Annotated in this window: 20 protein-coding genes and 2 tRNA genes; 18 read left to right on the plus strand and 4 right to left on the minus strand. The window is 54.1% G+C overall.

Annotated features, from left to right (window positions below; all coding sequences use genetic code 11):
- The first annotated feature begins 54 nt into the window (after positions 1–54).
- On the plus strand, positions 55–471 hold the full coding sequence (locus HMPREF1091_RS05460; protein ID WP_002563842.1) for a pyridoxamine 5'-phosphate oxidase family protein: 417 nt from the start codon (positions 55–57) through the stop codon (positions 469–471).
- A 331-nt stretch (positions 472–802) separates the two neighbouring features.
- Here HMPREF1091_RS05460 and HMPREF1091_RS05470 read toward each other — a convergent pair.
- The 3 genes from HMPREF1091_RS05470 to HMPREF1091_RS05480 all read right to left on the minus strand — a co-directional run bounded on the left by HMPREF1091_RS05470 (position 803) and on the right by HMPREF1091_RS05480 (position 2,345).
- Positions 803–876: transfer RNA gene (locus HMPREF1091_RS05470), tRNA-Cys, on the minus strand.
- A gap of 41 nt (positions 877–917) precedes the next feature.
- Positions 918–993, minus strand: a tRNA-Gly gene (locus tag HMPREF1091_RS05475).
- Between the two features lie 92 nt (positions 994–1,085).
- The gene (locus HMPREF1091_RS05480; RefSeq protein ID WP_021736271.1) at positions 1,086–2,345 is read right to left on the minus strand and encodes an FprA family A-type flavoprotein; all 1,260 of its coding nucleotides are present in this window, start codon (positions 2,343–2,345) and stop codon (positions 1,086–1,088) included.
- Between the two features lie 232 nt (positions 2,346–2,577).
- Here HMPREF1091_RS05480 and HMPREF1091_RS05485 point away from each other — a divergent pair, with 232 nt between their 5' ends.
- The 17 genes from HMPREF1091_RS05485 (at position 2,578) to HMPREF1091_RS05565 (ending at position 22,779) form a co-directional block, all read left to right on the plus strand.
- The gene (locus HMPREF1091_RS05485; protein ID WP_002563844.1) at positions 2,578–3,246 is read left to right on the plus strand and encodes a class I SAM-dependent methyltransferase; all 669 of its coding nucleotides are present in this window, start codon (positions 2,578–2,580) and stop codon (positions 3,244–3,246) included.
- Positions 3,247–3,589: 343 nt separating this feature from the next.
- Positions 3,590–4,789 carry a DUF6017 domain-containing protein gene (locus HMPREF1091_RS05490; RefSeq protein ID WP_002317296.1) on the plus strand — a complete coding sequence of 400 codons (1,200 nt, stop codon included), beginning with the start codon at positions 3,590–3,592 and terminating at the stop codon, positions 4,787–4,789.
- A 21-nt stretch (positions 4,790–4,810) separates the two neighbouring features.
- Complete coding sequence (locus HMPREF1091_RS05495) at positions 4,811–5,023, plus strand: DUF5348 domain-containing protein (RefSeq protein WP_002317295.1); 213 nt, start codon at positions 4,811–4,813, stop codon at positions 5,021–5,023.
- Between the two features lie 74 nt (positions 5,024–5,097).
- Positions 5,098–5,574 carry a PcfB family protein gene (locus tag HMPREF1091_RS05500; RefSeq protein WP_002317294.1) on the plus strand — a complete coding sequence of 159 codons (477 nt, stop codon included), beginning with the start codon at positions 5,098–5,100 and terminating at the stop codon, positions 5,572–5,574.
- Complete coding sequence (locus HMPREF1091_RS05505; RefSeq protein ID WP_002317293.1) at positions 5,571–7,379, plus strand: VirD4-like conjugal transfer protein, CD1115 family; 1,809 nt, start codon at positions 5,571–5,573, stop codon at positions 7,377–7,379. Before HMPREF1091_RS05500 ends, HMPREF1091_RS05505 begins: the two co-directional genes overlap by 4 nt.
- Positions 7,339–7,671, plus strand: coding sequence for a Maff2 family mobile element protein (locus HMPREF1091_RS08610; protein WP_456257205.1), 333 nt, complete (start codon positions 7,339–7,341; stop codon positions 7,669–7,671). Before HMPREF1091_RS05505 ends, HMPREF1091_RS08610 begins: the two co-directional genes overlap by 41 nt.
- Positions 7,672–7,762: 91 nt before the next feature.
- The gene (locus HMPREF1091_RS05515) at positions 7,763–8,626 is read left to right on the plus strand and encodes a VirB6/TrbL-like conjugal transfer protein, CD1112 family (protein WP_002317291.1); all 864 of its coding nucleotides are present in this window, start codon (positions 7,763–7,765) and stop codon (positions 8,624–8,626) included.
- A gap of 30 nt (positions 8,627–8,656) precedes the next feature.
- Positions 8,657–9,199 (plus strand): MT-A70 family methyltransferase, encoded by a 543-nt coding sequence (locus HMPREF1091_RS05520; protein WP_002317290.1) that lies wholly within the window; start codon positions 8,657–8,659, stop codon positions 9,197–9,199.
- Positions 9,200–9,212: 13 nt separating this feature from the next.
- Entirely contained in the window at positions 9,213–9,635 is a 423-nt protein-coding gene (locus HMPREF1091_RS05525; protein WP_002370797.1) for a PrgI family protein, read from the plus strand.
- A complete protein-coding gene (locus HMPREF1091_RS05530) occupies positions 9,565–11,964 on the plus strand; it encodes a VirB4-like conjugal transfer ATPase, CD1110 family (RefSeq protein WP_002317289.1) in 2,400 nt (799 codons plus the stop codon). Before HMPREF1091_RS05525 ends, HMPREF1091_RS05530 begins: the two co-directional genes overlap by 71 nt.
- A gap of 31 nt (positions 11,965–11,995) precedes the next feature.
- Complete coding sequence (locus HMPREF1091_RS05535; RefSeq protein ID WP_002382864.1) at positions 11,996–13,987, plus strand: C40 family peptidase; 1,992 nt, start codon at positions 11,996–11,998, stop codon at positions 13,985–13,987.
- 22 nt (positions 13,988–14,009) lie between these two features.
- Positions 14,010–14,261: a DUF4315 family protein gene (locus HMPREF1091_RS05540; protein WP_002317286.1), complete on the plus strand. Its 252-nt coding sequence runs from the start codon at positions 14,010–14,012 to the stop codon at positions 14,259–14,261.
- A complete protein-coding gene (locus HMPREF1091_RS08615; protein ID WP_002317285.1) occupies positions 14,251–15,480 on the plus strand; it encodes a CD1107 family mobile element protein in 1,230 nt (409 codons plus the stop codon). Before HMPREF1091_RS05540 ends, HMPREF1091_RS08615 begins: the two co-directional genes overlap by 11 nt.
- Positions 15,477–17,558, plus strand: coding sequence for a DNA topoisomerase 3 (locus tag HMPREF1091_RS05550; protein ID WP_002317284.1), 2,082 nt, complete (start codon positions 15,477–15,479; stop codon positions 17,556–17,558). The genes HMPREF1091_RS08615 and HMPREF1091_RS05550 overlap by 4 nt, the downstream gene beginning before the upstream one ends.
- A gap of 148 nt (positions 17,559–17,706) precedes the next feature.
- On the plus strand, positions 17,707–21,627 hold the full coding sequence (locus tag HMPREF1091_RS05555; protein WP_002317283.1) for a YodL domain-containing protein: 3,921 nt from the start codon (positions 17,707–17,709) through the stop codon (positions 21,625–21,627).
- Positions 21,628–22,572, plus strand: coding sequence for a hypothetical protein (locus HMPREF1091_RS05560; protein ID WP_002317282.1), 945 nt, complete (start codon positions 21,628–21,630; stop codon positions 22,570–22,572).
- A gap of 3 nt (positions 22,573–22,575) precedes the next feature.
- Positions 22,576–22,779 carry a transposon-transfer assisting family protein gene (locus HMPREF1091_RS05565; protein WP_002330519.1) on the plus strand — a complete coding sequence of 68 codons (204 nt, stop codon included), beginning with the start codon at positions 22,576–22,578 and terminating at the stop codon, positions 22,777–22,779.
- A gap of 299 nt (positions 22,780–23,078) precedes the next feature.
- Here HMPREF1091_RS05565 and HMPREF1091_RS05570 read toward each other — a convergent pair whose 3' ends face one another.
- Positions 23,079–23,315 carry a helix-turn-helix domain-containing protein gene (locus HMPREF1091_RS05570; RefSeq protein ID WP_002330520.1) on the minus strand — a complete coding sequence of 79 codons (237 nt, stop codon included), beginning with the start codon at positions 23,313–23,315 and terminating at the stop codon, positions 23,079–23,081.
- Positions 23,316–23,448: the final 133 nt, after the last annotated feature.

The raw sequence follows: 23,448 nt of genomic DNA on the forward strand, positions 1-23,448 counted from the left end.
TTACAGCAGTACTATTGGATTATAATTCGATTATAAAAAAGGAGGTCTTCTCGAATGAACGCAAAAACAGAATTTTTAAAAATTATGGCTGAACAAACAACAATAGCCTTAGCAACCTCTGTAAATGATATTCCAAATGTGAGAATCGTAAATTTTTATTTTGAGCCAACTGAAAATAAAATTTATTTTTCGTCTTTTAAAGGGGACGACAAAATCAAAGAAATAGAATCAAATCCATGTGTGTCATTTACTACAATCCCTCACTCAGGAAATGAATATGTCAGAGCTAAGGGTATCGTCCAGAAAAGTCCAAAAACTATTTTTGATGTTGCTAAACAATTTATTGCTAAAATTCCGGATTACAAAGATGTTATAGAGTGTGCCGGGGAATCCTTGATTTTATTTGAAGTAAGCTTTGATACGGCTATAGTTACAAAGGATTTAGACACAATTACAACATTAAAGCTATAACTTATAACCTATATATTAAAGTAAAAGTGAAATACTTTCTTTGAAGAAACTTCAGTTAACAGACCTTTAGTTAATGTTTACCGTCCTGTTGCCTAGGATAACCATCACTTCGCATTTTATACGCTTCTCTTTGCAGCAGGCAATACTAGTCTCCACCGCATCTTCCAATCCAGAATTAAGAGTATAAGATATACCGATAAAAAATATTGTATGCTCTCTTTTCCAAACATAAAGAGTTTCTCGTAAAGAGCTTGCATAACTATGTGTAATGCCATCGTTATTTTATATAAAAAATGGAGCCTCTTTTCTAAAGAAACCCCAGGTAAACATATGGAGGCGGCACCCCGATTCGAACGGGGGGTCAGGGATTTGCAGTCCCGTGCCTTACCACTTGGCCATGCCGCCTTATAAAAAGGGCCGAATGAGTATCCGGCCCTGTGCTCACATGGAGCGGGCTACGGGGTTCGAACCCGCGACCTCAACCTTGGCAAGGTTGCGCGCTACCAACTGCGCTAAGCCCGCGAACGAGTTACTAATATACGGGAATTTACCTTGGTATGCAAGTAGAAATAGAAAGAAAAATTAAAATCTTTTCTCTACCTACAGCACCACAGTTAAACGCCCTCATTTGCAGACAAAGAAGTGGCAATGGCCTCCGCCAAGGTACTTAGCTGCTCCAAAGTTTCATCATTTAGACGCGAGCGAATGGAAACAAACGGCTCAATCATAGTTATGTTCTTCATAGCATCAAACTGCGCACGCATTAACTTGCCAGAGCAAGGAGCCCAAGAGCCATTCTCGATAAGCGCAACGGAACGTTTTTGCAGCGCATGAGCACGCAAGTCCAGCACAAGCGAACGCATGGCATCGTAGATCTCCATGTTTTGCGTAGAGGAAGCAAATACCAAGTGAGAAGCCCTAAACGCCTCGGAGACCATCGTAGCAAGGTCTGCGGTGGCCGTATTGTATACGCGCACATCGCGCACGCCACGCTCAGACAGCATACCGGCTAAAATATCAGCCGCCTGCGCGGTACCGCCATAGATAGTGCCGTAGTAGATGACAACGCTTTGCTCCTCTGGCTCAAAAGAAGCCCACTGAGCATACTTGGAGCGAATAACATCCAGATCCTTACGCCAGATATGACCATGCAAAGGACAAATGCGATTGATGGGCAACGCAGCAGCCTTCTTAAGCAAGTTGTTGACCTGCATGCCATATTTGCCAACGATGTTTGCATAATACCTACGAGACTGATCCAGCCAGTCACGCTCCCAATTCACCTCGTCGGAATACAGGTTTCCACCAATGGCACCAAACGCACCAAACGTATCTGCCGAGAAAAGCGTTCCCGTTGCCAAATCAAAGGTAACCATGACTTCTGGCCAGTGAACCATAGGTGCTGTTACAAACTGCAAGATATGTTTGCCGAGCTCCAAGGTATCCCCTTCGGTTACCACAATGGCATAGGGTGTAGGGTCAAAATTATGGAACTGGCGAATGAGATCAAAAGTCTTGGCGGTACCAACCAATTTGACCGTAGGATATTTTTTTACCAGCCAGGGAATCTCTGCACAATGATCGGGCTCCATATGGTCAATTACCATATAGTTCAGCTCGCGGTCACCGAGCATATACTCCAAATTCTCACTAAACTGACCAGCTACAACATCATCCACACCGTCAAGAAGACAGGTCTTCTCGTCAAGAATGAGATAGCTGTTATAGGCCATGCCATTAGGAATGTGATAGGTATTCTCAAACAGGGATAGTCTGCGATCAGATGCACCAATCCAATAGGTATCTTCGCAAATTGCGCGCACGTTATGCATAAATGCCTCACTTGCCAAAATGAAGTAACCTGTAGTAAACATAGATAACTTTACCAAAAAGTATGCTTCTAATCTGTGTATTCGTCTATGAAATATAAATATGCTTGGATAGTTTTTGTACAACCAACCTATGCAATGCTCAATTTAGGGAACACTGAGAAAAGCAAGCAAGATACAAGCTTACGATACGCAGCTCAGACATATGGTATACAAATATGTCGTGTAGGTACTGCTTGGCGCGTAAAATGATATGCAAACCAAGAATAGGAGTTTTATGGCTTCTCGAGATCATTACAAAAATGCAGGTAATCCCACTGGCGACGCTGGTCGTGAGCTCCTTGACGCCATGAATGCCGGCACACATGAGCGCTTAGCGGGCTGGAGTCTGCCGCTCCTTGAGCAAGCAACACAGCAGGCGCCCGTCAAAAAACCCCTTGCTTCGGTACTTGATGTTGGCTGCGGCGGCGGCGCTAACTTGGCTCGCCTCATGAACTTGTTTGATGCCAGTCAAGCCTATGGTCTTGATCACTCTCCCATTTCTGTCGAGAAGTCCAAAGCAACAAATGCACAAGCTGTGGCCGATGGGCGTTGCCAGGTTGTGGAAGGTGATGTAGCAGCTCTTCCATATGACAACGCAACCATCAATGTGGCTACCGCATTTGAAACTATCTACTTTTGGCCTGATGTAGCAGCTGGCCTGAGCGAAATCCTGCGCGTACTTACCCCCGGCGGTCTGTTTATGGTTTGCAATGAAACTGATGGCAGTGGCATGGATCAGCTGCGCTGGAGTGACCTATCTCAGGCAGCAGACTTACTAACTATTTACTCCGAGCAACAGCTAAGAGACTTCTTTACCAACGCTGGTTTTGTTAACATACAAGTGTGTTGCCATCCAAAAGAGGACTGGATTGTTATGTTTGGTCAAAAACCTGTTGTTAAGTGACGAATAGAGCCTCTCTAGAGTGGCAGTGTCTCGCTATACCATCTCTCTGATAGACGTATTCGACCACCAGCAGGAAACTGATTTTTATGTCCAAAATTTTAGGTTATCGCTGAAAGCCCCGGAAATACGGGCATTTCGCAGGATATGAGAACTCAATTTACTACCAATTTACTACTTTCGGATTGAGCCGCATATATGCTGAACCATACTGCTAATACCCGCCACCCCAAATACGGCACATCATAAATTGAATACGACACCGTAAACGCGGCGTTCCTCTTTCCCGTCATGGGAGAACAGGACGCCGCTTTTTTATGCCCAAATAGAGAAAGGAGGCGACGCCATGCTATTTACTTCCGGCCCTGACCGGGCGTTTGAACGGCTGATGCAGGAAAAGCCCGGTTTCGATCACTACGACGGCGGCGGGGCGGACGCGCCGGAGGATTGCGGCACCTGCCGATTTTACCGCCCGGATTGGAAATATCAATTCTGCCAGTTTGCAGAGTGTCCCTATCAGCCGGGCAAGCTGACCGACTATGCAGCGGTCAAATTCACAGTGAAAGGAGCGAACAACGCTATGGCAGTTTTCCGTGTGGAAAAGAACAAAGGCTATACGGTGATGTCAAATCACCACCTGCGGAATAAGAACCTGACCTTAAAGGCCAAGGGCCTGCTGTCGCAGATGTTGTCCTTGCCGGAGGATTGGGACTATACCCTAAAAGGACTGTCCTATATCAACCGGGAAAGCATCGACGCGATCAGGACAGCGGTATGGGAGCTTGAAAAAGCTGGATATATCCGGCGTGAGCAGGGCCGTGACGCAAAAGGCAAAATGGCCGATATGGTCTATACCATCTACGAACAGCCGGTATTGGAAAACCCGGTATTGGAAAATCCAACATCGGATAACCCGGTGTTGGAAAATCCGACATCGGATAATCCGGCGTCGGAAAATCCAACGCAATTAAATAAAGAAGTACAAAGAACTGACTTATCAAAAAAAGAAAAAATAATTACAGATGGACAAAGTACCCATTCCATTCCTATCCCATCCCCGACCCCTGCCCCTATGGAGGGCGAGGCAGCGGCTACGCCGCCGGAACGGAAAAGGACAGGAAAGGATGAGGCTGTACGGATTTATCGGGAAATCATTTTGGAGAACATCGAGTATGCCTATCTCATTCAGGACAGGAGCATTGACCGTGAACAGCTTGACGAAATCGTAGACCTGATGCTGGAAACCGTCTGCACCGCCCGAAAGACAATCCGTGTCGCCGGGGACGACTACCCTGCCGAGCTGGTGAAATCCAAGTACATGAAGCTGACCGGCGAACATATCCGCTTTGTCCTTGACTGTCTGCGGGAGAACACAACGAAAGTCCGCAATATCAAACAATACCTGCGGGCTATGCTGTTCAACGCCCCCAGCACCATTTCCAACTACTACACGGCCCTTGTCGCGCACGACATGGCACAGCCCGATTGGGGAAAGCCTAAATCCGGCCTGCCGGACTATTCCTGCGGCGAGGGCGAAAGCCTGTAACGAGAAAAGGAGGACGACCCTATGAAGCAGGGCGCATTGATTTTTGACGAGCGAACAGACCGTTACGACATCCGCTTTGATCTGGCCGACTATTACGGCGGCCTGCATTGCGGGGAGTGTTTCGACGTGATGATCGGCGGCAAATGGAGGCCCACCCGCATTGAAATGGCCGAAAACTGGTATCTTGTCGGCATCCGGGCCGACGACCTTTCCGGCCTGCGGGTGCGGATTTGACCTATATCTACCTGCGGCGTCTGGTGGTTCCGCCTTAGACGCCGCTTTTGACTTTCTGACAAGGAGGGATGCGATTGCAGGAAGAAGTTACTCAAAAGACCATTGCCCTGTCCATGAAAACGGGCAAGCTCACGGCTCAAGTGCTGCAAGCGGCGCTGAAAAAGTACCTGCAACACCGGGCCAAGGGCAAAAACACGCTGCACCACGGCCAGCAGAGCCTAAAGCAGCTTAAAAAGCATGGGGCTGATCTCTCCAACATTGAGATCACCGAGGCCAACATTGGAGCGTTCAAGCCATGCGCCAAGAAATACGGCGTGGATTTTACCTTACGAAAAGATAAGACCACCCAGCCGCCCCACTACGTTGTGATTTTCAAGGCCAAGGATGCAGATAACCTTGATCTGGCGTTTCGGGAGTTTACCGCCAAGACGCTTTCCAAGGAGCAGCGGCCCTCTATCCGCAAGGTTTTGTCCGCTGTGAAGCAAAAGGCGGCGGCCCAGACCAAGCAGCGGGCCAAGGAGAAAATCAAGGAAAGGGGGCTGGAACTGTGAAGCCTGACGTAAAGAAATTGCTGATCCTGAACCTCCCGTATCTGATTTTTGTGTACCTGTTTGCGAAATGCGGGGAGGCGTACCGGCTGGCCGCTGGTGCTGACCTGTCGGGGAAGCTCCTGCATTTTGCGGATGGTTTTGCGGCGGCTTTTGCCAACCCGCTGCCAAGCCTGCACCTGTTTGACCTGTGTATCGGTATCGCCGGTGCCGTGATCGTGCGGCTGGTGGTGTACTGCAAGAGCAAGAACGTGAAGAAATACCGCAAAGGCATGGAGTATGGCAGCGCCCGCTGGGGGACGGCCAAAGACATAGCGCCTTACATCGACCCCAAGTTTGAAAATAATATCCTGCTCACCCAAACGGAACGGCTTACCATGACCGGCAGGCCCAAAGACCCCAAGACAGCGCGGAATAAAAACGTGCTGGTGATCGGTGGCAGCGGTTCAGGGAAAACGAGATTTTTCGTGAAACCCAACCTGATGCAATGCTTTCCGACCACGGACTATCCGACTTCGTTTGTGGTGACAGATCCGAAAGGCACTTTGGTTCTGGAAACCGGCAGGATGTTCCAGCAGGCGGGCTACCGCATTAAAATCCTGAATACCATTAACTTTTCCAAGTCCATGAAGTACAACCCCTTTGTCTACATCCATTCGGAAAAGGACGTGCTAAAGCTGGTAAATACCCTGATTTCCAACACCAAGGGCGAGGGGGAAAAGTCAGCGGAGGATTTTTGGGTGAAGTCGGAACGGTTGTTTTATTCGGCCCTGATCGGCTATATCTGGTACGAGGCCCCAGCGGAGGAAATGAACTTCTCAACGCTGCTGGAAATGATAAACGCCAGTGAAGCCCGCGAGGACGACCCGGAGTTTCAAAGCCCCGTCGATCTCATGTTTGAGCGTTTGGAGCAGAAAGACCCCGACCATTTTGCGGTGCGCCAGTACAAGAAATTCCTGCTGTCCGCAGGCAAGACCCGTTCTTCCATCCTGATTTCATGCGGTGCCAGACTTGCGCCCTTTGACATCCGGGAGGTACGCGAGCTGATGGAGGACGACGAAATGGAGCTGGACACCATCGGGGACGAAAAGACGGTGCTGTATCTCATTATGAGCGATACGGACACGACCTTTAATTTCATTCTGGCTATGCTCCAAAGCCAGCTAATCAACCTGCTTTGTGACCGGGCTGATGATGTGTACGGCGGGCGGCTGCCTGTCCATGTACGCCTGATTTTGGATGAATTTGCCAACATTGGCCAAATACCCAATTTCGATAAACTCATTGCCACCATTCGAAGCCGTGAAATATCGGCCTCTATTATTTTGCAGAGCCAGTCGCAGCTAAAAGCGATTTACAAGGACGCCGCCGAGATCATTTCGGATAACTGCGATAGTGTGCTTTTCCTTAGTGGGCGCGGCAAAAATGCCAAGGAGATTTCCGATGCGCTGGGGAAAGAAACGATTGACAGTTTCAACACCAGCGAGAACCGGGGAAGCCAAACGTCCCACGGATTGAACTATCAAAAATTAGGAAAGGAGTTGATGTCCCAAGACGAAATTGCCGTGATGGACGGCGGCAAGTGTATCTTGCAGCTACGGGGTGTGCGCCCGTTTTTATCGGAGAAATTCGATATTACCAAGCATCCCCGGTACAAATACCTTGCCGACGCCGACAAGAAGAATACCTTTGACGTGGACAGATTTTTGACTATCACGCGCCGGAAACGGCAGCAAGTGGTAACGCAGGATGAAGTATTCGACCTGTATGAAATCGACCTGTCGGACGAGGACGCCGCCGCTGAATAAACAGCGGCTTTTTTCATTCCAACAACAAAATCAAAAAATCATTATGAGCCGGAAACCGGCAGAAAGAGGTAAATTTATGGCATTTTTTAATTCCGCAGTTACTACTTTGCAGACTATCGTGATCGGACTGGGCGGCGCTCTGTGCGTATGGGGCGGCATCAATCTGTTGGAGGGATACGGGCAGGACAATCCGGGGGCAAAATCGCAGGGTGTCAAGCAGCTTGTCGCTGGCGGCGGCGTGGCCCTGATCGGTGTCACTCTGGTTCCCCTGCTGTCCGGGCTGCTGGGCTGATCCTGGCCTTTGTCCCTGTCCAAACCCTTAACTAATCGCCTCCGCGTCCTCCCGGCCAGACCGGGAGGGCGCGGGAAAGGAGGTGCTACCCGTGATTAGTGAAATCATTGAAGAATGGATAAAAGGCATCCTCATGGACGGTATCACGGGCAACCTGTCCGGGCTGTTCGATACGGTAAATGCCAAAGTCGGAGAAATCGCCGCCGACGTGGGACGAACCCCGCAGGCATGGAACAGCGGTATTTTCAATATGCTGCACAGCCTGTCGGAAACCGTGATCGTCCCCATAGCCGGGGCCATACTCGCCCTTGTCATGTGCTATGAGCTTATCCAGATGATAACGGAAAAGAACAATATGCACGACTTTGACAGCTCCATGTTCTTCCGCTGGATATTCAAATCCGCGTTTGCAATCCTGATCGTAACGAACACATGGAACATCGTCATGGGCGTATTCGACGCCACCCAAAGCGTCGTCAATCAAAGCGCCGGTGTGATTATCGGGCAGACATCCATTGATTTTAACACCCTGATACCAGACCTTGAAAGCCAATTGGAGGCTATGAGCGTGGGCGCTCTTTTGGGGCTGTGGTTCCAAACCCTTGTTGTGGGCCTCACCATGAATATCCTTTCCATCTGCATTTTCCTTGTGACCTATGGCCGCATGGTGGAAATCTATGTTGTCACGTCGCTGGGGCCTATCCCCCTTGCCACAATGGGCAACGCGGAATGGCGCGGCATGGGCCAAGGGTATCTGAAATCCCTGCTGGCGCTGGGCTTCCAAGCCTTTTTAATCATGGTTGTGGTGGGTATCTACGCGGTGCTGATACAGAATATCGGTTCCGCTTCCGACATATCCGGCGCAATCTGGGGCTGTATGGGCTATACGGTGCTGCTGTGCTTCTGCCTGTTCAAGACCGGCAGTATATCAAAGGCCGTATTCGGGGCGCATTGATCCCAAAATCCAAGCATACACAGGAGGAACTTGTTTATTTCAACGTACAACATCATTTACGCTGACCCGCCGTGGCGGTATGACTGCAAAAACGTACAGGGCGCAGCGGAAAATCACTATTCCACCATGAGCATTGACGAGCTGTGCGCCCTGCCGGTGGAACGGCTGGCGTCCAAAGACTGCCTGCTGTTTTTGTGGGCCACATTCCCCATGCTGCCGGAAGCTCTGCGGTTAATCAAAGCGTGGGGCTTTTCATTCAAGACCGTGGCTTTTGTATGGCTGAAACAGAACCGTAAAAGCCTTACATGGTTTTACGGGCTGGGCCGCTGGACAAGGGGAAACGCGGAAATCTGCCTGCTGGCAACACACGGCAAGCCGAAGCGTCGTTCTGCCTCTGTCCATCAGTTTATTATCAGCCCGATTGAACAACACAGCAAAAAGCCGGATGTGACCCGTGAAAAAATCGTAGAGCTGGCGGGCGATTTGCCCCGCGTGGAGCTGTTTGCCAGACAGAAAACCCCCGGCTGGGACGTGTGGGGGAACGAGGTGGAATGTGACCTTATCCTGACGTGAAAGGAGGTGCCAAATGGCTTATGTAACCGTCCCCAAGGACTTAACCCATGTGAAAAGCAAGGTTGTGTTTGGGCTTACCAAACGGCAACTGATCTGTTTTTCCGGGGCGCTGGTGATCGGCGTCCCCTTATATTTTCTCACCCGTGACTATCTTACCAACAGCGCGGCGGCCCTGCTCATGGTATTTGCCATGCTGCCGGGCTTTTTGCTTGCCATGTACGAGCGTCACGGCCAGCCCCTTGAAGTGGTGATTATGCAGATCATCCAGTGCTGCTTCATCCAGCCAAAGGAGCGTCCCTATCAGACCGACAACACCTACACCGCCCTTGTGCGGCAATACCAGATGGAACAGGAGGTAAAGGCCATTGTCCAAAAAGGAAATCCCAAGAGAAACCGAAAAAACAAAGCTGACCCGCGCCCAGCGAAAAGAAATTGACGCGGTAATCCGTAAATATAAGGGCGACGGCAGGCCCCACACGGCGCAGCAGAGCATCCCCTACGAGGTCATGTACCCGGACGGCGTGTGCCGGGTATCGCCCGGCGTCTTTTCCAAGTGCATTGAGTTTGCGGACATCAGCTATCAGCTTGCCCAGCCGGACACGCAGACGGCTATCTTTGAAAAACTGTGCGACCTGTATAACTATGTGGACGCCTCCATTCATATCCAGTTTTCTTTCCTCAATCGGAAAGTTGACCCGGTGCAGTACGCCAAGAGCTTTGAGATCGCGCCGCAGGGGGACGACTTCGACGACATCCGGGCCGAGTACACCGGCATTCTGCAAAAGCAGCTTGCAAACGGCAACAACGGCATGGTAAAGACCAAATACCTGACATTCACCATCGAGGCCGAAAGCGTGAAAGCGGCGCGAGCCAGATTGAAGCGCATCGGCTTTGACCTGTTAGGCTATTTCAAGAGCATGGGGGCCGTAGCCCATGTGATGGACGGCTGGGAACGGCTGAACCTGCTGCATGGCGTGTACCACCCGGACGGCGAGATATTCAATTTTGACTGGAAGTGGCTGGCCCCGTCCGGCCTCTCCACCAAGGATTTTATTGCCCCGTCCTCCCTGTGCTTCGGCAATGCAAAGACATTCGGCATGGGCGGCAAATACGGCGCGGTAAGTTTCCTGCAAATCCTGTCCCCGGAGCTGTCGGACGATATGCTGGCCGACTTCCTCAATACGGAAAGCGGTGTTTTAGTCAATCTCCATGTGCAGGCCATTGAACAGACCAAGGCGATCAAGACCATCAAGCGCAAAATTACCGACCTTGACGCTATGAAGATTGCGGAGCAGAAAAAGGCCGTCCGCAGCGGTTACGATATGGACATTCTTCCCAGCGACCTTGCCACCTACGGCGAGGACGCCAAGAAGCTGCTGACAAAGTTGCAGACCCGCAATGAACGGCTGTTCCAGTTGACGTTCCTTGTCCTCAACGTGGCCGACACCAAGCAAAAGCTGAATAACGACGTGTTCCAAGCCGCAGGCGTGGCCCAAAAGCATAACTGTCCCCTTGTCCGGCTGGACTACCAGCAGGAACAGGGCCTTGCAAGCAGCCTGCCGCTGGGCGTCAATCAGATCAAGATACAGCGCAGCCTTACGACTTCCAGCGTGGCCGTGTTCGTCCCCTTTGTGACGCAGGAGCTTTTTCAGGGCGGCGCGGCCATGTATTACGGCATCAACGCCAAGTCCCGCAACATGATTATGCTGGACAGGAAGCAGGCCCGTTGCCCCAATGCCTTGAAGCTCGGCACCCCCGGCAGCGGCAAATCCATGAGCTGTAAATCCGAGATCGTCAGTGTGTTCTTAACGACGCCTGACGATATTTTTATTTCAGACCCGGAGGCCGAATATTACCCCCTTGTCAAACGGCTCCACGGACAGGTAATCCGGCTGTCGCCTACCAGCAAGGACTTTGTGAACCCGCTGGACATCAACCTGAATTATTCGGAGGACGATAACCCGCTGGCCCTGAAATCCGACTTTGTGCTGTCGTTCTGTGAGCTTGTCATGGGCGGCAAGAACGGGCTGGAAGCCATTGAAAAGACCGTGATAGACCGGGCTGTGCGCGTGATCTACCGGCCCTATCTGGCAGACCCCCGCCCGGAGAATATGCCGATCCTGTCCGACCTCCACAAAGCGTTGTTAGATCAGCATGTCCCGGAGGCTGACCGGGTGGCGCAGGCCCTTGACCTGTATGTGTCCGGCTCCCTGAACGTATTTAACCACCGTACCAACGTGGACATCGGCAACCGGCTTGTGTCCTTTGACATTAAGGAGCTGGGCAAGCAGCTCAAAAAGCTGGGGATGCTCATTGTCCAAGACCAGATATGGGGGCGCGTCACGGCCAACCGAAGCCAAGGAAAGGCCACATGGTATTTTGCCGACGAGTTCCATTTGCTTTTGAAAGAGGAACAGACGGCGGCCTATTCTGCGGAGATTTGGAAGCGGTTTAGGAAATGGGGCGGCATTCCAACAGGTGCCACCCAGAACGTCAAAGACCTGCTTTCCTCCCCGGAAATTGAAAATATCCTTGAAAACAGCGACTTCATTACGCTGCTCAATCAGGCGTCCGGGGATAGAAAAATCCTTGCGGAACGCTTGAATTTGTCCACCGAACAGCAGAAGTACATCGACAATTCCGAACCCGGCGAGGGCCTTTTGATCTTTGAAAACGTGGTGCTGCCCTTTACCAACCCCATCCCGCACAACACCCAGCTTTACAAGATTATGACGACCCGCTTAAACGAGGTGGCGGGAGTATGACCCGGCGACGCCACAAAGGAGGTGAACCACCATGAAAGAGCTGAAAGCCAAGGCGAAAGTGACGCAGGCCATGACCCGCGACGGGCTGACGCTGGAAAATCAGGCCACCGGCGAGGTGGAGAACATTTCCAGCCGGGAGGCCGAACAGGATTTGTCCGCGCCGGGGCCGGGCGGCACCGCCGATAAGCTGCTGGAACGGGCCGACGCCATCCATGACGGCCATAAGGCCAAGAAAGCCGCGAAGCAGGCCGGGGCTGTGGCCGCCGAGGGGGACGCTGCCCTGCACCGGCCATCCGCCCGGCTCCAACTGTCGGAGGAAGAACGGGCCGACCCGGATTTACAGCCCTATATCCGAAAATCGGACAAACGGGCCGATAAGCTGGATAAGGCCCGCGCCGCCATCCCCAAGAAGCGCGTCCCGGTCAAGGAAACCGTCTTTGACGAGGCAAGCGGCAAAGCAAAGACCGTCCTGCACTTTGACAAACAGGACAAGGGGCCTCCCTCCCTGAAACCCAATCCGGCAGGCCGTCCTGTTTCCGAGGTTTTTCTATTCGGCCACGGGAAAATCCATGAAGTCGAGCATGAAAACGTGGGTGTGGAGGGCGGCCATAAGGGGGAGGAACTTGCCGAGCGGCAGGCCGGAAAAGCCATCCGCAGCACCATCCGGCACCACAGGCTGAAACCCTACTGGGACGCGGAAAAGGCCGAGCGCAGGCTATTGTCTGCCAACGCGGAGTATTTCTACCAGAAATCTTTGCGGGATAACCCGGAGATCGCACAGGCGGCCAGCAACCCCATTTCCCGGTTCTGGCAGAAACAGCAGATCAAGCGCCAGTACGCCAAGGCCGCCCGGACAGCGGGCCAGACCGCAGGCGCGGCGGCACAGGGCGCGGCCAAGACAGCCGGGGCCTCCACGAAAGCGGCCAAGGCCGCAGCCAAAGAAAGTGAACGGGCGGCCTCCTTTGTGGCCCGCCACTGGAAAGGGGCGCTGGCCGTCCTTGTGTTGGGGCTTTTGATGCTGCTTATCATCGGCGGCTTACAGTCCTGCACCGCCATGTTCGGCAGCGCCGGAAGCGGCATCACGGCGTCCTCTTACTTTTCCGAGGATAGCGATATGTTGGCCGCCGAGGACGCCTACGCGGAGCTGGAAGCCGAGCTGCAAGACTATCTGGACAACTACGAGGCCACCCATGACTATGACGAATACCATTTTGACCTTGACGAGATCAGCCATGACCCCTATGTGCTGATTTCCATTCTGTCGGCGCTCCATGACGGGATATTTACCATCGGGGAGGTACAGGGTGATTTGTCCATGCTCTTTGACAAGCAATATATCCTGACAGAAAACGTCGTGGTAGAAACCCGTTACCGCACCGAAACCGATACATGGACGGACGCGGAGGGCAACACCCATACAGACACCTACCAAGTGCCGTATGACTATTACATCTGCTACGTCACGCTGGAAAACTTCGACCTGTCCCATGTGCCAGTCTATATCATGGACGAGGAAACGCTAAGTTTCTATTCCCTGTATATGTCCACGCTAGGAAACCGGCCTGATCTGTTTTCCGGCAGCCAGTACCCCAACGCCTCCACCCTGACGCCGCCGACCTACTACGACGTACCCCCGGAGGCTTTGGAGGATGCCACCTTTGCCGCCATGCTCAAAGAGGCGGAAAAATATATCGGTTATCCCTATGTGTGGGGCGGCAGCTCTCCCAGCACCAGCTTTGATTGCAGCGGCTTCATTTCGTGGGTAATCAATCATAGTGGATGGAACGTGGGACGGCTGGGGGCGCAGGGCCTATATAACATCTGCACCCCTGTTTCCAGTTCGCAGGCCAAGCCCGGCGACCTTGTATTTTTCAAGGGAACCTACGACACCCCCGGCGTGTCCCACGTCGGCCTGTATGTGGGCAACAATGTGATGCTGCATTGCGGGAACCCGATTTCCTACACGAACCTTACTTCAAACTACTGGCAATCCCATTTTTACAGTTACGGGCGTTTACCTTAACGCCAGAAAGGAGCTTTCAATTATGGCAACCAAACTTGACCGCATCGAAAAGGACATCCAGAAAACCAAGTCTAAGATCGCGGAGTTTCAGAAACAGCTTCGGGAGCTGGAAACGCAGAAAACCGAACAGGAGAATTTGCAGATCATCCAGCTTGTGCGCGGCATGAACATGAAGCCGGAGGAATTTGCCGCGTTCTTACGCAGCGGCGCAATGCAGGCCGCCCCTGCCGCAACCCCTTACCATGAACAGGAGGACAATGCCCATGAAGAATAAGACCAGACGGATTTCCCGTATTCTCCCCGCACTTCTGGCCGTGATGCTCTGCGTCACGGCCTTTCCCGTTACCGCCCTTGCAGGCGGCAATGACCCGGCACCGGCCCCGCTGCCGGAGGCTACAACCGAACCCGCTACGGGCGGTTTGGAGCCTGAAACAGACGAAACCGGCACCGCCACGGACGGGACAGAAACCGAGGCCGAAAAAGATACCGGCCCTCTGACCGGCAAGGACATCACCGACCTGTTTTCCGCGCTGTTCGGTTCCAAGGTGAGCATTGCCGCCACGGACGACGGCATCCAGATCACCACCGGCACCGACAAAAAAGAACCTGAACAGACCGGCACCGTCACCACCAACGGCGGCAGGCTGAATGTCCGCACCGGCGCGGGGCTTGACAAGACCGCGTTCACCCAGCTTCCCAATGGGACGACGGTTGAGGTAGTCGGCACAGACGGCGACTGGATTAAAATTCTCTTGCCGGAGCGCATCGGCTATGTCCATTCCGACTATATGACCGTCAGCGAAAAGGAAGTAGCGGCTACCGGCGAGGGCGGTTTTTCCCTCTCCATTGACCCGGAGGAAATTGCTTCTCTGCTGGAACTGTTCAATGGCGGCGGGGCCAGCGCCGCCCTGTCCCCGGACGGGAACCTGTCACTGATTGACGACATCGGCAGCGCCGCGAAAAATGGCAAGCAGTTTATCACCGTGGAAACCAAAAACGGCAATGTGTTTTATCTGATTATTGACCGGGACGACGAGGGAAAAGAAACTGTCCATTTCTTAAATCAGGTGGATGAAGCCGATCTGCTGACGCTGATGGAGGACGGGGAAACCGTCACCCCCGCTGCTGTCTGCTCCTGTACCACGAAATGCAAGGCCGGGGCTGTGAACACGAATTGCCCGGTATGTAAAACCAACCTGACCGAGTGCAGCGGCCCGGAGCCGCAGGAACCCCAGCCGGAGGAACCCGAAGCCCCGGAGGAAGAACCCAAGGGCGGCGCGGGCGGCCTGATCGTGTTCCTGCTGGTGGCGCTGGCGGGCGGCGGTGCGGCCCTTTACTATTTCAAGTTCAAAAAGCCCAAGGCTGAAACCACCGGCAGCGACGATTTGGGCGAGTATGATTTTGGGGAGGACGAGGATTTGGAGGACGAGGAACCCGAAACCGAGTTTGACCCGGAAGCTGATTTTGTGAGTGAACAGGAGGACGAGGAATGACATATAAACTTGTAATCGCGGAAAAACCCAGCGTGGCCCGCAGCATTGCGGGCGTGATCGGGGCCACGGAGAAACACGACGGCTATTTGGAGGGGAACGGCTATCTGGTGAGCTGGTGCATCGGACATCTGGTGTCCTTTGCCGACGCCGGACGCTATGACGAGCGTTTCAAAAAATGGCGCTATGAGGATTTGCCCATTCTCCCGGAAACATGGCAGTACATCGTCCCCGACGACAAGAAACAGCAGTTTGACGTTCTCTGTTCGCTGATGCAGCGCCCCGACGTGACCGGCCTTGTGTGCGCCACCGACGCCGGGCGCGAGGGGGAATTGATTTTCCGTTTCGTCTACCAGATGGCGGGATGCCAAAAGCCCTTTGAGCGCCTTTGGATTTCCTCTATGGAGGACAGTGCTATTAAGGACGGCTTTGCCCACCTGAAACCGGGCGGCGACTATGATCCGCTGTATCAATCGGCCCTGTGCCGGGCCAAGGCCGACTGGCTGATCGGCATTAACGCCACCCGGCTTTTTTCCGTCCTGTACCACAAGAACCTGACTGTGGGCCGCGTCCAGACGCCGACCTTAAAAATGCTGGTGGACAGGGACGCCAAGATTACCGATTTCAAGAAAGAGAAATATCACATCGTCCATATCACGGCGGGCGGCGCGGACGCGGTAAGCAGCCGCTTTTCCGACGCTGCCGAGGCAAACACCGTCAAGGCGGCTTGTGCAAAAGCGCAGGCCGTTTGCGTTTCCGTGACGCGGGAGAAAAAGACGGAACAGCCGCCCAAGCTCTATGACCTTACCACCTTGCAGCGGGAGGCTAACCGGCTTTTCGGCTATACCGCCAAGCAGACCCTTGACTATGCCCAGGCACTGTATCTAAAGAAGCTGCTGACCTATCCGAGAACGGATAGTCAATATCTTACCGACGATATGCTGCCCGCCGTGGAAAGCCTTGTGTCCGGCCTGTGGGAGCTGGTGCCGTTTGCCAAGGGCCTGAACCTTTCCCCGCAGTTTGACCGCATCCTGAACAGCAAAAAGGTGTCCGACCACCACGCCATTATCCCCACCGCTGAATTTGTGAAGCAGGGCTTTGGCACTCTGGCCGAGAGTGAAAAAAAGCTGCTGTCCCTGATCTGCTGCAAGCTCTTATGTGCCGTGGCCGGGCCGCATATCTATGAGGCCGTCACCGCCACATTTACCTGTGCCGGGCAGGAGTTTACCGCCAAGGGCAAGACCGTCCTTTCCCCCGGCTGGAAAGAGATTGAACGCCGGTTCCGTTCTTCCTTAAAGACCGACGCCGACGAGGACGCCGAGGCGGTGCGGGAGCTGCCGGAGCTTTGCGAGGGCCAGACCTTTGCAGACGTGGCCGCCTCTGTCACCGAGCATTTCACCACGCCGCCCAAGCCCTACACCGAAGATACGCTTTTGTCCGCTATGGAACGGGCCGGGGCCGAGGATATGCCGGAGGATGCCGAGCGCAAGGGATTAGGCACACCGGCCACCCGCGCCGCCATTCTGGAAAAGCTGGTGCAGATGGGCTTTGTCCAGAGAAAAGGCAAGCAGCTCATTCCCACCAAGGACGGCATCAATCTGGCTGTGGTGCTGCCGGAGGCGCTTACTTCTCCCCAGCTTACTGCCGAATGGGAAAACCGGCTGACCGAGATCGCCAAGGGGCAGGCCGATCCTGACGAATTTATGGACGGCATCGAGACGCAGGCGCGGGAGCTGGTGCAGACCTATTCCTGTATCAGTGAGGAAAAGCAGAAATTGTTTCAGGCCGAGCGTGTTCCTATCGGGACGTGTCCCCGCTGTGGTGAGGCTGTCTATGAGGGCAAGAAAAACTACTACTGCGGAAACCGGGCCTGCCAGTTCGTCATGTGGAAGAATGACCGATTTTTTGAGGAACGCAAGAAAGCGTTCACCCCGAAGATCGCCGCTGCGCTGCTCAAAACCGGCAAAGTCAAGGTAAAGGGCCTCTATTCCGTAAAGACCGGCAAAACCTACGACGGGACGGTGCTTTTGGCTGATACCGGGGGCAAGTACGTCAACTACCGCATTGAACACAGGAGCTAAAGGACAGTAACACAGCAAGCATAGGGAGTGTGGCTACACTCCCGGTAAAATCCCCCGGCCGCGTCCCTGCCGGGCCGGGGATTTTTGCTTGTTGGGGAAGTCCCCAACCCCCTATTTTTTGAAACAGAACAGAGAAAGGAGTGACCGCGTGAACGAAGTATTTTCTATCCAAGTCCATAACCGGCAGTTTTTGGAACAGGGCAAACAAGGCGTCTGGCTGGATTTGCCCACCACAACCGAAACGCTGCAAGCCGCCCTGCGGGATGTTGGCATTACTGCCGACAATCCGCAGGATTTTTTTATCAACGGGTATTCCTGCCCGGAGGACAGACACCTTGCCATTCCCTATGACATGGTGCTGGCCGCCGACGTGGACGAGCTGAATTTCCTTGCCGCCCGGCTGGGCCAGCTTGACGCCGCCGAGATCGCAGAGCTGAACGCCGCCCTGCAAAATCCCCGTGGCGGCTTTGAGAATATCGGCCAGATCATCGACTACACCGAAAATGTGGATTACTATGTGCATCTTCCCGACGTTAGGGGGGATGGACAGTTGGGCGACTACTACCTGAACCGTTCCGGCATGGTGGATATGCCGGAGGAATGGAAAGCCGGGATTGATACGGCGCAGTTTGGACGCCACATTGCCCAGCAGGAACAAGGCGTTTTTACCCAGTACGGCTATCTGGTGAGAAGCGGCGACGAATGGCAGCGCGTCCATGAGGGCCAGCCGGTGCCGGAGGAATACCGGGTGATGCACTACCCCCAGCCGGAAGCTGACCGGGAGGAACCGCAGGCCCAGCAGCCGGAGGCATCCGAAAGCCCCGACAAAGCGCCGCCCCCGGTTATCCCGATCATGCTGGACGGCATGAACAGCAAAGAACGCATGAAAGTGATTACTGACCGTCTGGAAACCGGCGTACAGGAGCTTTTTGAAAGTAGCCGCTATATGGCTTACTTATCCGCTATGTCCAAGATGCACGATTACAGTCTGAACAATACGCTGCTGATCGCCATGCAGGGCGGTTCGATTGTGGCGGGCTATAACAGGTGGCAGGATGAATTTGACCGCCATGTGAAGCGGGGCGAGAAAGGCATTAAGATACTGGCCCCGGCCCCGTTCAAGGTTAAGCAGCAGATGGAGAAAATCGACCCGGCCACCCAGCAGCCCGTGATCGGCGCGGACGGCAAGCCCGTGACCGAAGAACAGGAAGTGACGGTTCCGGCCTTTAAGGTGGTGACAGTCTTTGACATCAGCCAGACCGAGGGCAAGGATTTTCCCATGCCCTATATCAGTGAACTTACCGGCGACGTGCAGCAGTATCAGGATTTCTTTGCCGCGCTGGAACGGACATCACCCTATCCCATAAGCATTGAGCCGATTTCAGACGGGGCCAAGGGCCGCTGCTTCTACGCAAAACAGCGCATTGCCATCAACGAGGGCATGAGCGAATTGCAGACCCTAAAGACCGCCATCCATGAGATTGCCCATGCCAAGCTCCACGCCATTGACCGGGAGGCCCCCGCCGAGGAACAGGCGGCCCGGCCAGACCGCAGCACCCGCGAGGTACAGGCCGAAAGCGTGGCCTATACCGTCTGCCAGTATTACGGGCTGGACACGTCGGACTATTCTTTTGGCTATGTGGCCGATTGGAGCAGCGGCAGGGAGTTATCCGAGCTGAAAGCCTCCCTTGAAACCATCCGGGCCACGGCCAGCGAATTGATAACCGAGATCGACGGCCATTTTGCCCAGCTTCAGCAGGAGCGCGAGGCCCGGCAGGAACAGGAGGCCGTCACGGTTGACGTTACCCCGGAGGCAGCGGCCCCGGCGCAGGCCGAGGAAGAACAGGCCCCGGCCCTTGATCCGGCAGCCGAGCCGCTTGTGACTGTGCTATGGAGCGAAAGCCCCCAGCTAAAGGACGGCCAGCAAATGCCGTTGCATGAGGCCGACGCGCTGTTTGCCCGTCTGGATGCAGCATATCCGGCAGAGGCAGGCTATGACAAAACCGCGTTCCGCATTGACTGTATCTTTCAGGGCGAGCCGGACAGCTACGAGGGGCGGCAGGATTTTGGAGATAGGGACGGTTCCCTGATCGAACATATCCAGAGCTACCACCAATTTTACGCGCAGGACGAAAACTGGAAAAAGCATGTAATCGCTACAACCGGCATAGAGGGCTGGGAGCAGGACAAGGCCCATCGGGATATGCTGTTAGGCGAGTTTGTCCCCTATATGAAGCTGCATTGCAGCCTTGCCCAAATGGAACAGACGGCGCAGGGCCGCTTACAGTCCGGGGAAACCCTGACGCCGGAGGAAACGGCCTATTTGGGGGCGCTTCTCTCTTATGTGCAGGAGTGCCGCCCCATGCTCAATCAGGGCCAGTATCAGTTGCCGGAGCCGCCGAAACTGGCTGACTTCGACCAGAGCTTGCAGGACTACAAAGCACAGGTACAGGCCGAGATCGCGCAGGAGGCCGCCGCAGCCGGTATGACCGTGGAGGAATACGCGGCGGCTGGCTATGAAGCACCCCAACAGGACACCTTTTCCATCTACCAGCTTCGAGGCGGGGAGGAAACCCGCGACTATCGGTTTGAGCCATACGAGCGTTTACAGGCCGCAGGGCTGGCCGTGGACAGTGCCAACTATGACCTTGTTTATACGGCACCGCTGGATAAAAGCACGTCTTTGGAGGATATTTACCGCACATTCAACATCGACCACCCGGCAGATTTTAGGGGACACAGCCTTTCCGTTTCCGACGTGGTGGTGCTGCACCAGAATGGACAGGACACCGCCCACTATGTAGACAGCTTCGGCTATATGGAAGTGCCGGAGTTTTTGCGGGAAAATCCCCTGCGTACCGCCGAACTGTCTACGGAGCAGAACGAAAACATGATTGACGGCATTATCAACAATACGCCGCCCGAACCGCAGCCGGAGGAACCCGAACAGCTATCTTTTGAGGATGTGGCAGTTGCTTCCGGCCAGACACAGGAGGAACCCCCGGAGGCTGCGCCCCCGCAAACGGCTGTCCGCTATTATCCCATCAATGAGGGAGCCGCCCGCCGCGCCAAGGAAGCCATGAGCTTTTCTGACTACCGGCCCGGCAGCGCCACGGCGGAATACCGGCACTATGTCGATCAGGCCGTGGAAATTGCGGAGCGCCAGAAAAAGCGTGTGGAGCCAGAGTATCACGAAAAGATAGACAGCCTCCTTGACACCTACGCCCGCAAGCTGGCCGAGAACATGAATAAGGGCTATGAGATTACCGCCCGCGTCCCCTCTGTCCTGATTGCCGGGCCGTCCAATTTCCCGGTACGGGCGAAAGAAAAGCAGAACGCCGCCAGTGACCGCAACATGGAGGAATTTCAGTACATTCAGGGCTTGCTTGACAAAATCCGCAGCACCGGCATGGGTGGTATCAGCGCCGACGATCCGCAGGCCGTTTCCAAGCTGGAAAAGAAACTGGAAAAGCTGGAAGCGTCGCAGGAGTTGATGAAGGCCGTCAATGCCTACTACCGCAAGCATGGGACGCTGGACGGATGCCCCCATCTGACCGAAAGAGGCATTGAAAACCTGAAAGCGGATATGGCGTCGGGCTGGCACTATGAGAAAAAACCGTTCCAGTCCTGGCAGCTCTCCAACAATAACGCCGAGATACGCCGGTTAAAGGGCCGCATTGAGGAATTGACCCGCCAAAAGGAGGCGGCCTATGTGGGATGGGAGTTTGACGGCGGCACTGTGGAGATCAACCGGGTGGCCAACCGCCTGCAAATCTTCTTTGAGGGGAAGCCGGATGCTGCTGTACGCGACGAGCTGAAAAGCAACGGTTTCCGCTGGTCGCCCAAGGCCGGGGCATGGCAGCGGCAGTTAAACGACACCACAATCCGCGTCGCTGACCGTATCAAGTGCATCCAGCCCCTTTCCGGCGAAAAGCCCAGCGCCTTACAGCTTGCGGCCCGCAGGGAGAAAGAAAAGCCCTCTATCCGGGCGCAGCTCAACGCGGCCAAGACCGAACAGGCCAAGCAGCCACCGGCGCGGGAAAAATCAAAGGGATTGGAGGTAGAGTAAATGCAGAAGTTTGAAAATGTGGACGTTCTGGCCGCGCTGGAACAGATCATGCGGCAGAACACCGCGTTTTATCAAAGTGACTTTGGCATTGACAAAGACATTATCAGGCGGGATGCCGCCAGCGATCAGGCCGCAGACAAGACCCTGCTCTGGATGTCCCGGCCCTCCGGGACGTACTGTTTCCGGGAACGTGATGTTTTCCTGAAAGACACCCGACAGTACAACACATGGAAATTTTACGGGGAGCAGACCCGTGACAAGATACTGGCCTACGCGGTGGAGCTGACCGGCACACAGGGCGGCACTATCCGGGGCAATCTCTATGAGCTGGACTATCCGCAGCATTTCCGGCACGTCATTGAAACCGCCCAGCCGGTGAGTGTGAACCGGCTCTTTTATGAGCATGGCACCCGTGACATCCCGGAGAGCCAGCGTTTTGACGGAAGCCCTGACCGGGTATTGGGAAACTTTTTGTACTATGAGGCCCAGCCCCATGACCCGGCTGTGCTGCAGGAGGCGCTACGGACGGAGCAGCACAGCCGGGGGCGGGCCGTCCCCGGCGATTTCAAAGTCCACGTCACCGCTTTGCATGACAGCCGGATTGAAACCGAGGCCCGGCGTATTGTGGACAGCCTGAAAGATCTGTCCGCGCCTAACAGCCCCAATAAAACGCATTTCATGGTGGAGATCTCCCCGCACTTTGCGGCGATTGCTTCCACCAAGGATAATGACCGGCTCTTTGCCATGCTGCCCTATAAATCCCTGTGTTTTACCGGGATGAAAGGCAGGCATGGCGTGTATGCCGTGATTAACCGGGACGAGCGCCGGGATGTGAGTATTCGCAGGCCCCGGCCCTCTATCCGCAAGCAGCTATCCGACAGCAAACAGGCCGCCAGCCCAAAAAAGGCGGCGGCCAGAACCAAAAAGAATGAATTGGAGGTATAAGGAATGATGCACTTTACCGTGGAGGAAGAAAACCTGATCTGTATGTACCACAATGCAGACCGGCGCAGAACGATAAACAGGCTCACCGCCGTCATGCCGGTTATGGATGGGGATATGCGGGCGCAGGCCCAGCAGACCCTTTCCAAGCTGGAACGCATGACGGATGCCGACTATGACGGCCAGAAGTTCCACTTCACAGACGAATAACGAACAGCAGACGCCGGGCGCGGCGGCCATGTGGTCGCTTGCGTCCGGCGTCTTTTCTTTTTGCCTATTCCTACGCATTTAGAACCCGGTATTGTCGGGGATAGGATGAAGTATTCGCTTGCCCCTGCAAACATGCGGGAGAAGCCTTGCAGCGGGCGGTTTTCAATCCCTTAAATGCGTAGGTTGCAGCTATAATTAGACCCCTGAAACAGATATAGCCGCGCAGCGGGTGTATCTGTTTCAGGGGTGTGCAGGTGATAGCCGCAAAGCGGCGTAAGAGGGTGCAGCCCTCTTGCCGTCTATCTCTGTTCCAGCGGGAAGCTCGGCAATGCTTCCAGCAGTTTCAGGGAAATGCGCTGCCGTATATCTTCGTCAATGACTTTCTTCTTTTTGCCGTTTGCCTGTCTGATCTCCACCGTGGAAAGCTCGTTGATGTAGTCAGCATAATGGGCCAACACTTTTTCCGTGGCCCACCTCTCACCGGCAACGGCGGCTTTGATCGTTTCATAGTCCAGCAGCTTTTCTTGTCCGTCCATCCTGATACCCCCGTCAGACTGATTTTTTCTATGATACCATATTCGGAAGCATGGAACCAGAGAAAACGGCGCTTTTCTGCTGGTAAATTCTACGCATTTAGAACAGCACTTCGGCGGGGATAGGATAAAACAC

Origin of the sequence: Atopobium minutum 10063974, assembly GCF_000364325.1 — a bacterium.
Lineage (GTDB): Bacteria > Actinomycetota > Coriobacteriia > Coriobacteriales > Atopobiaceae > Atopobium > Atopobium minutum.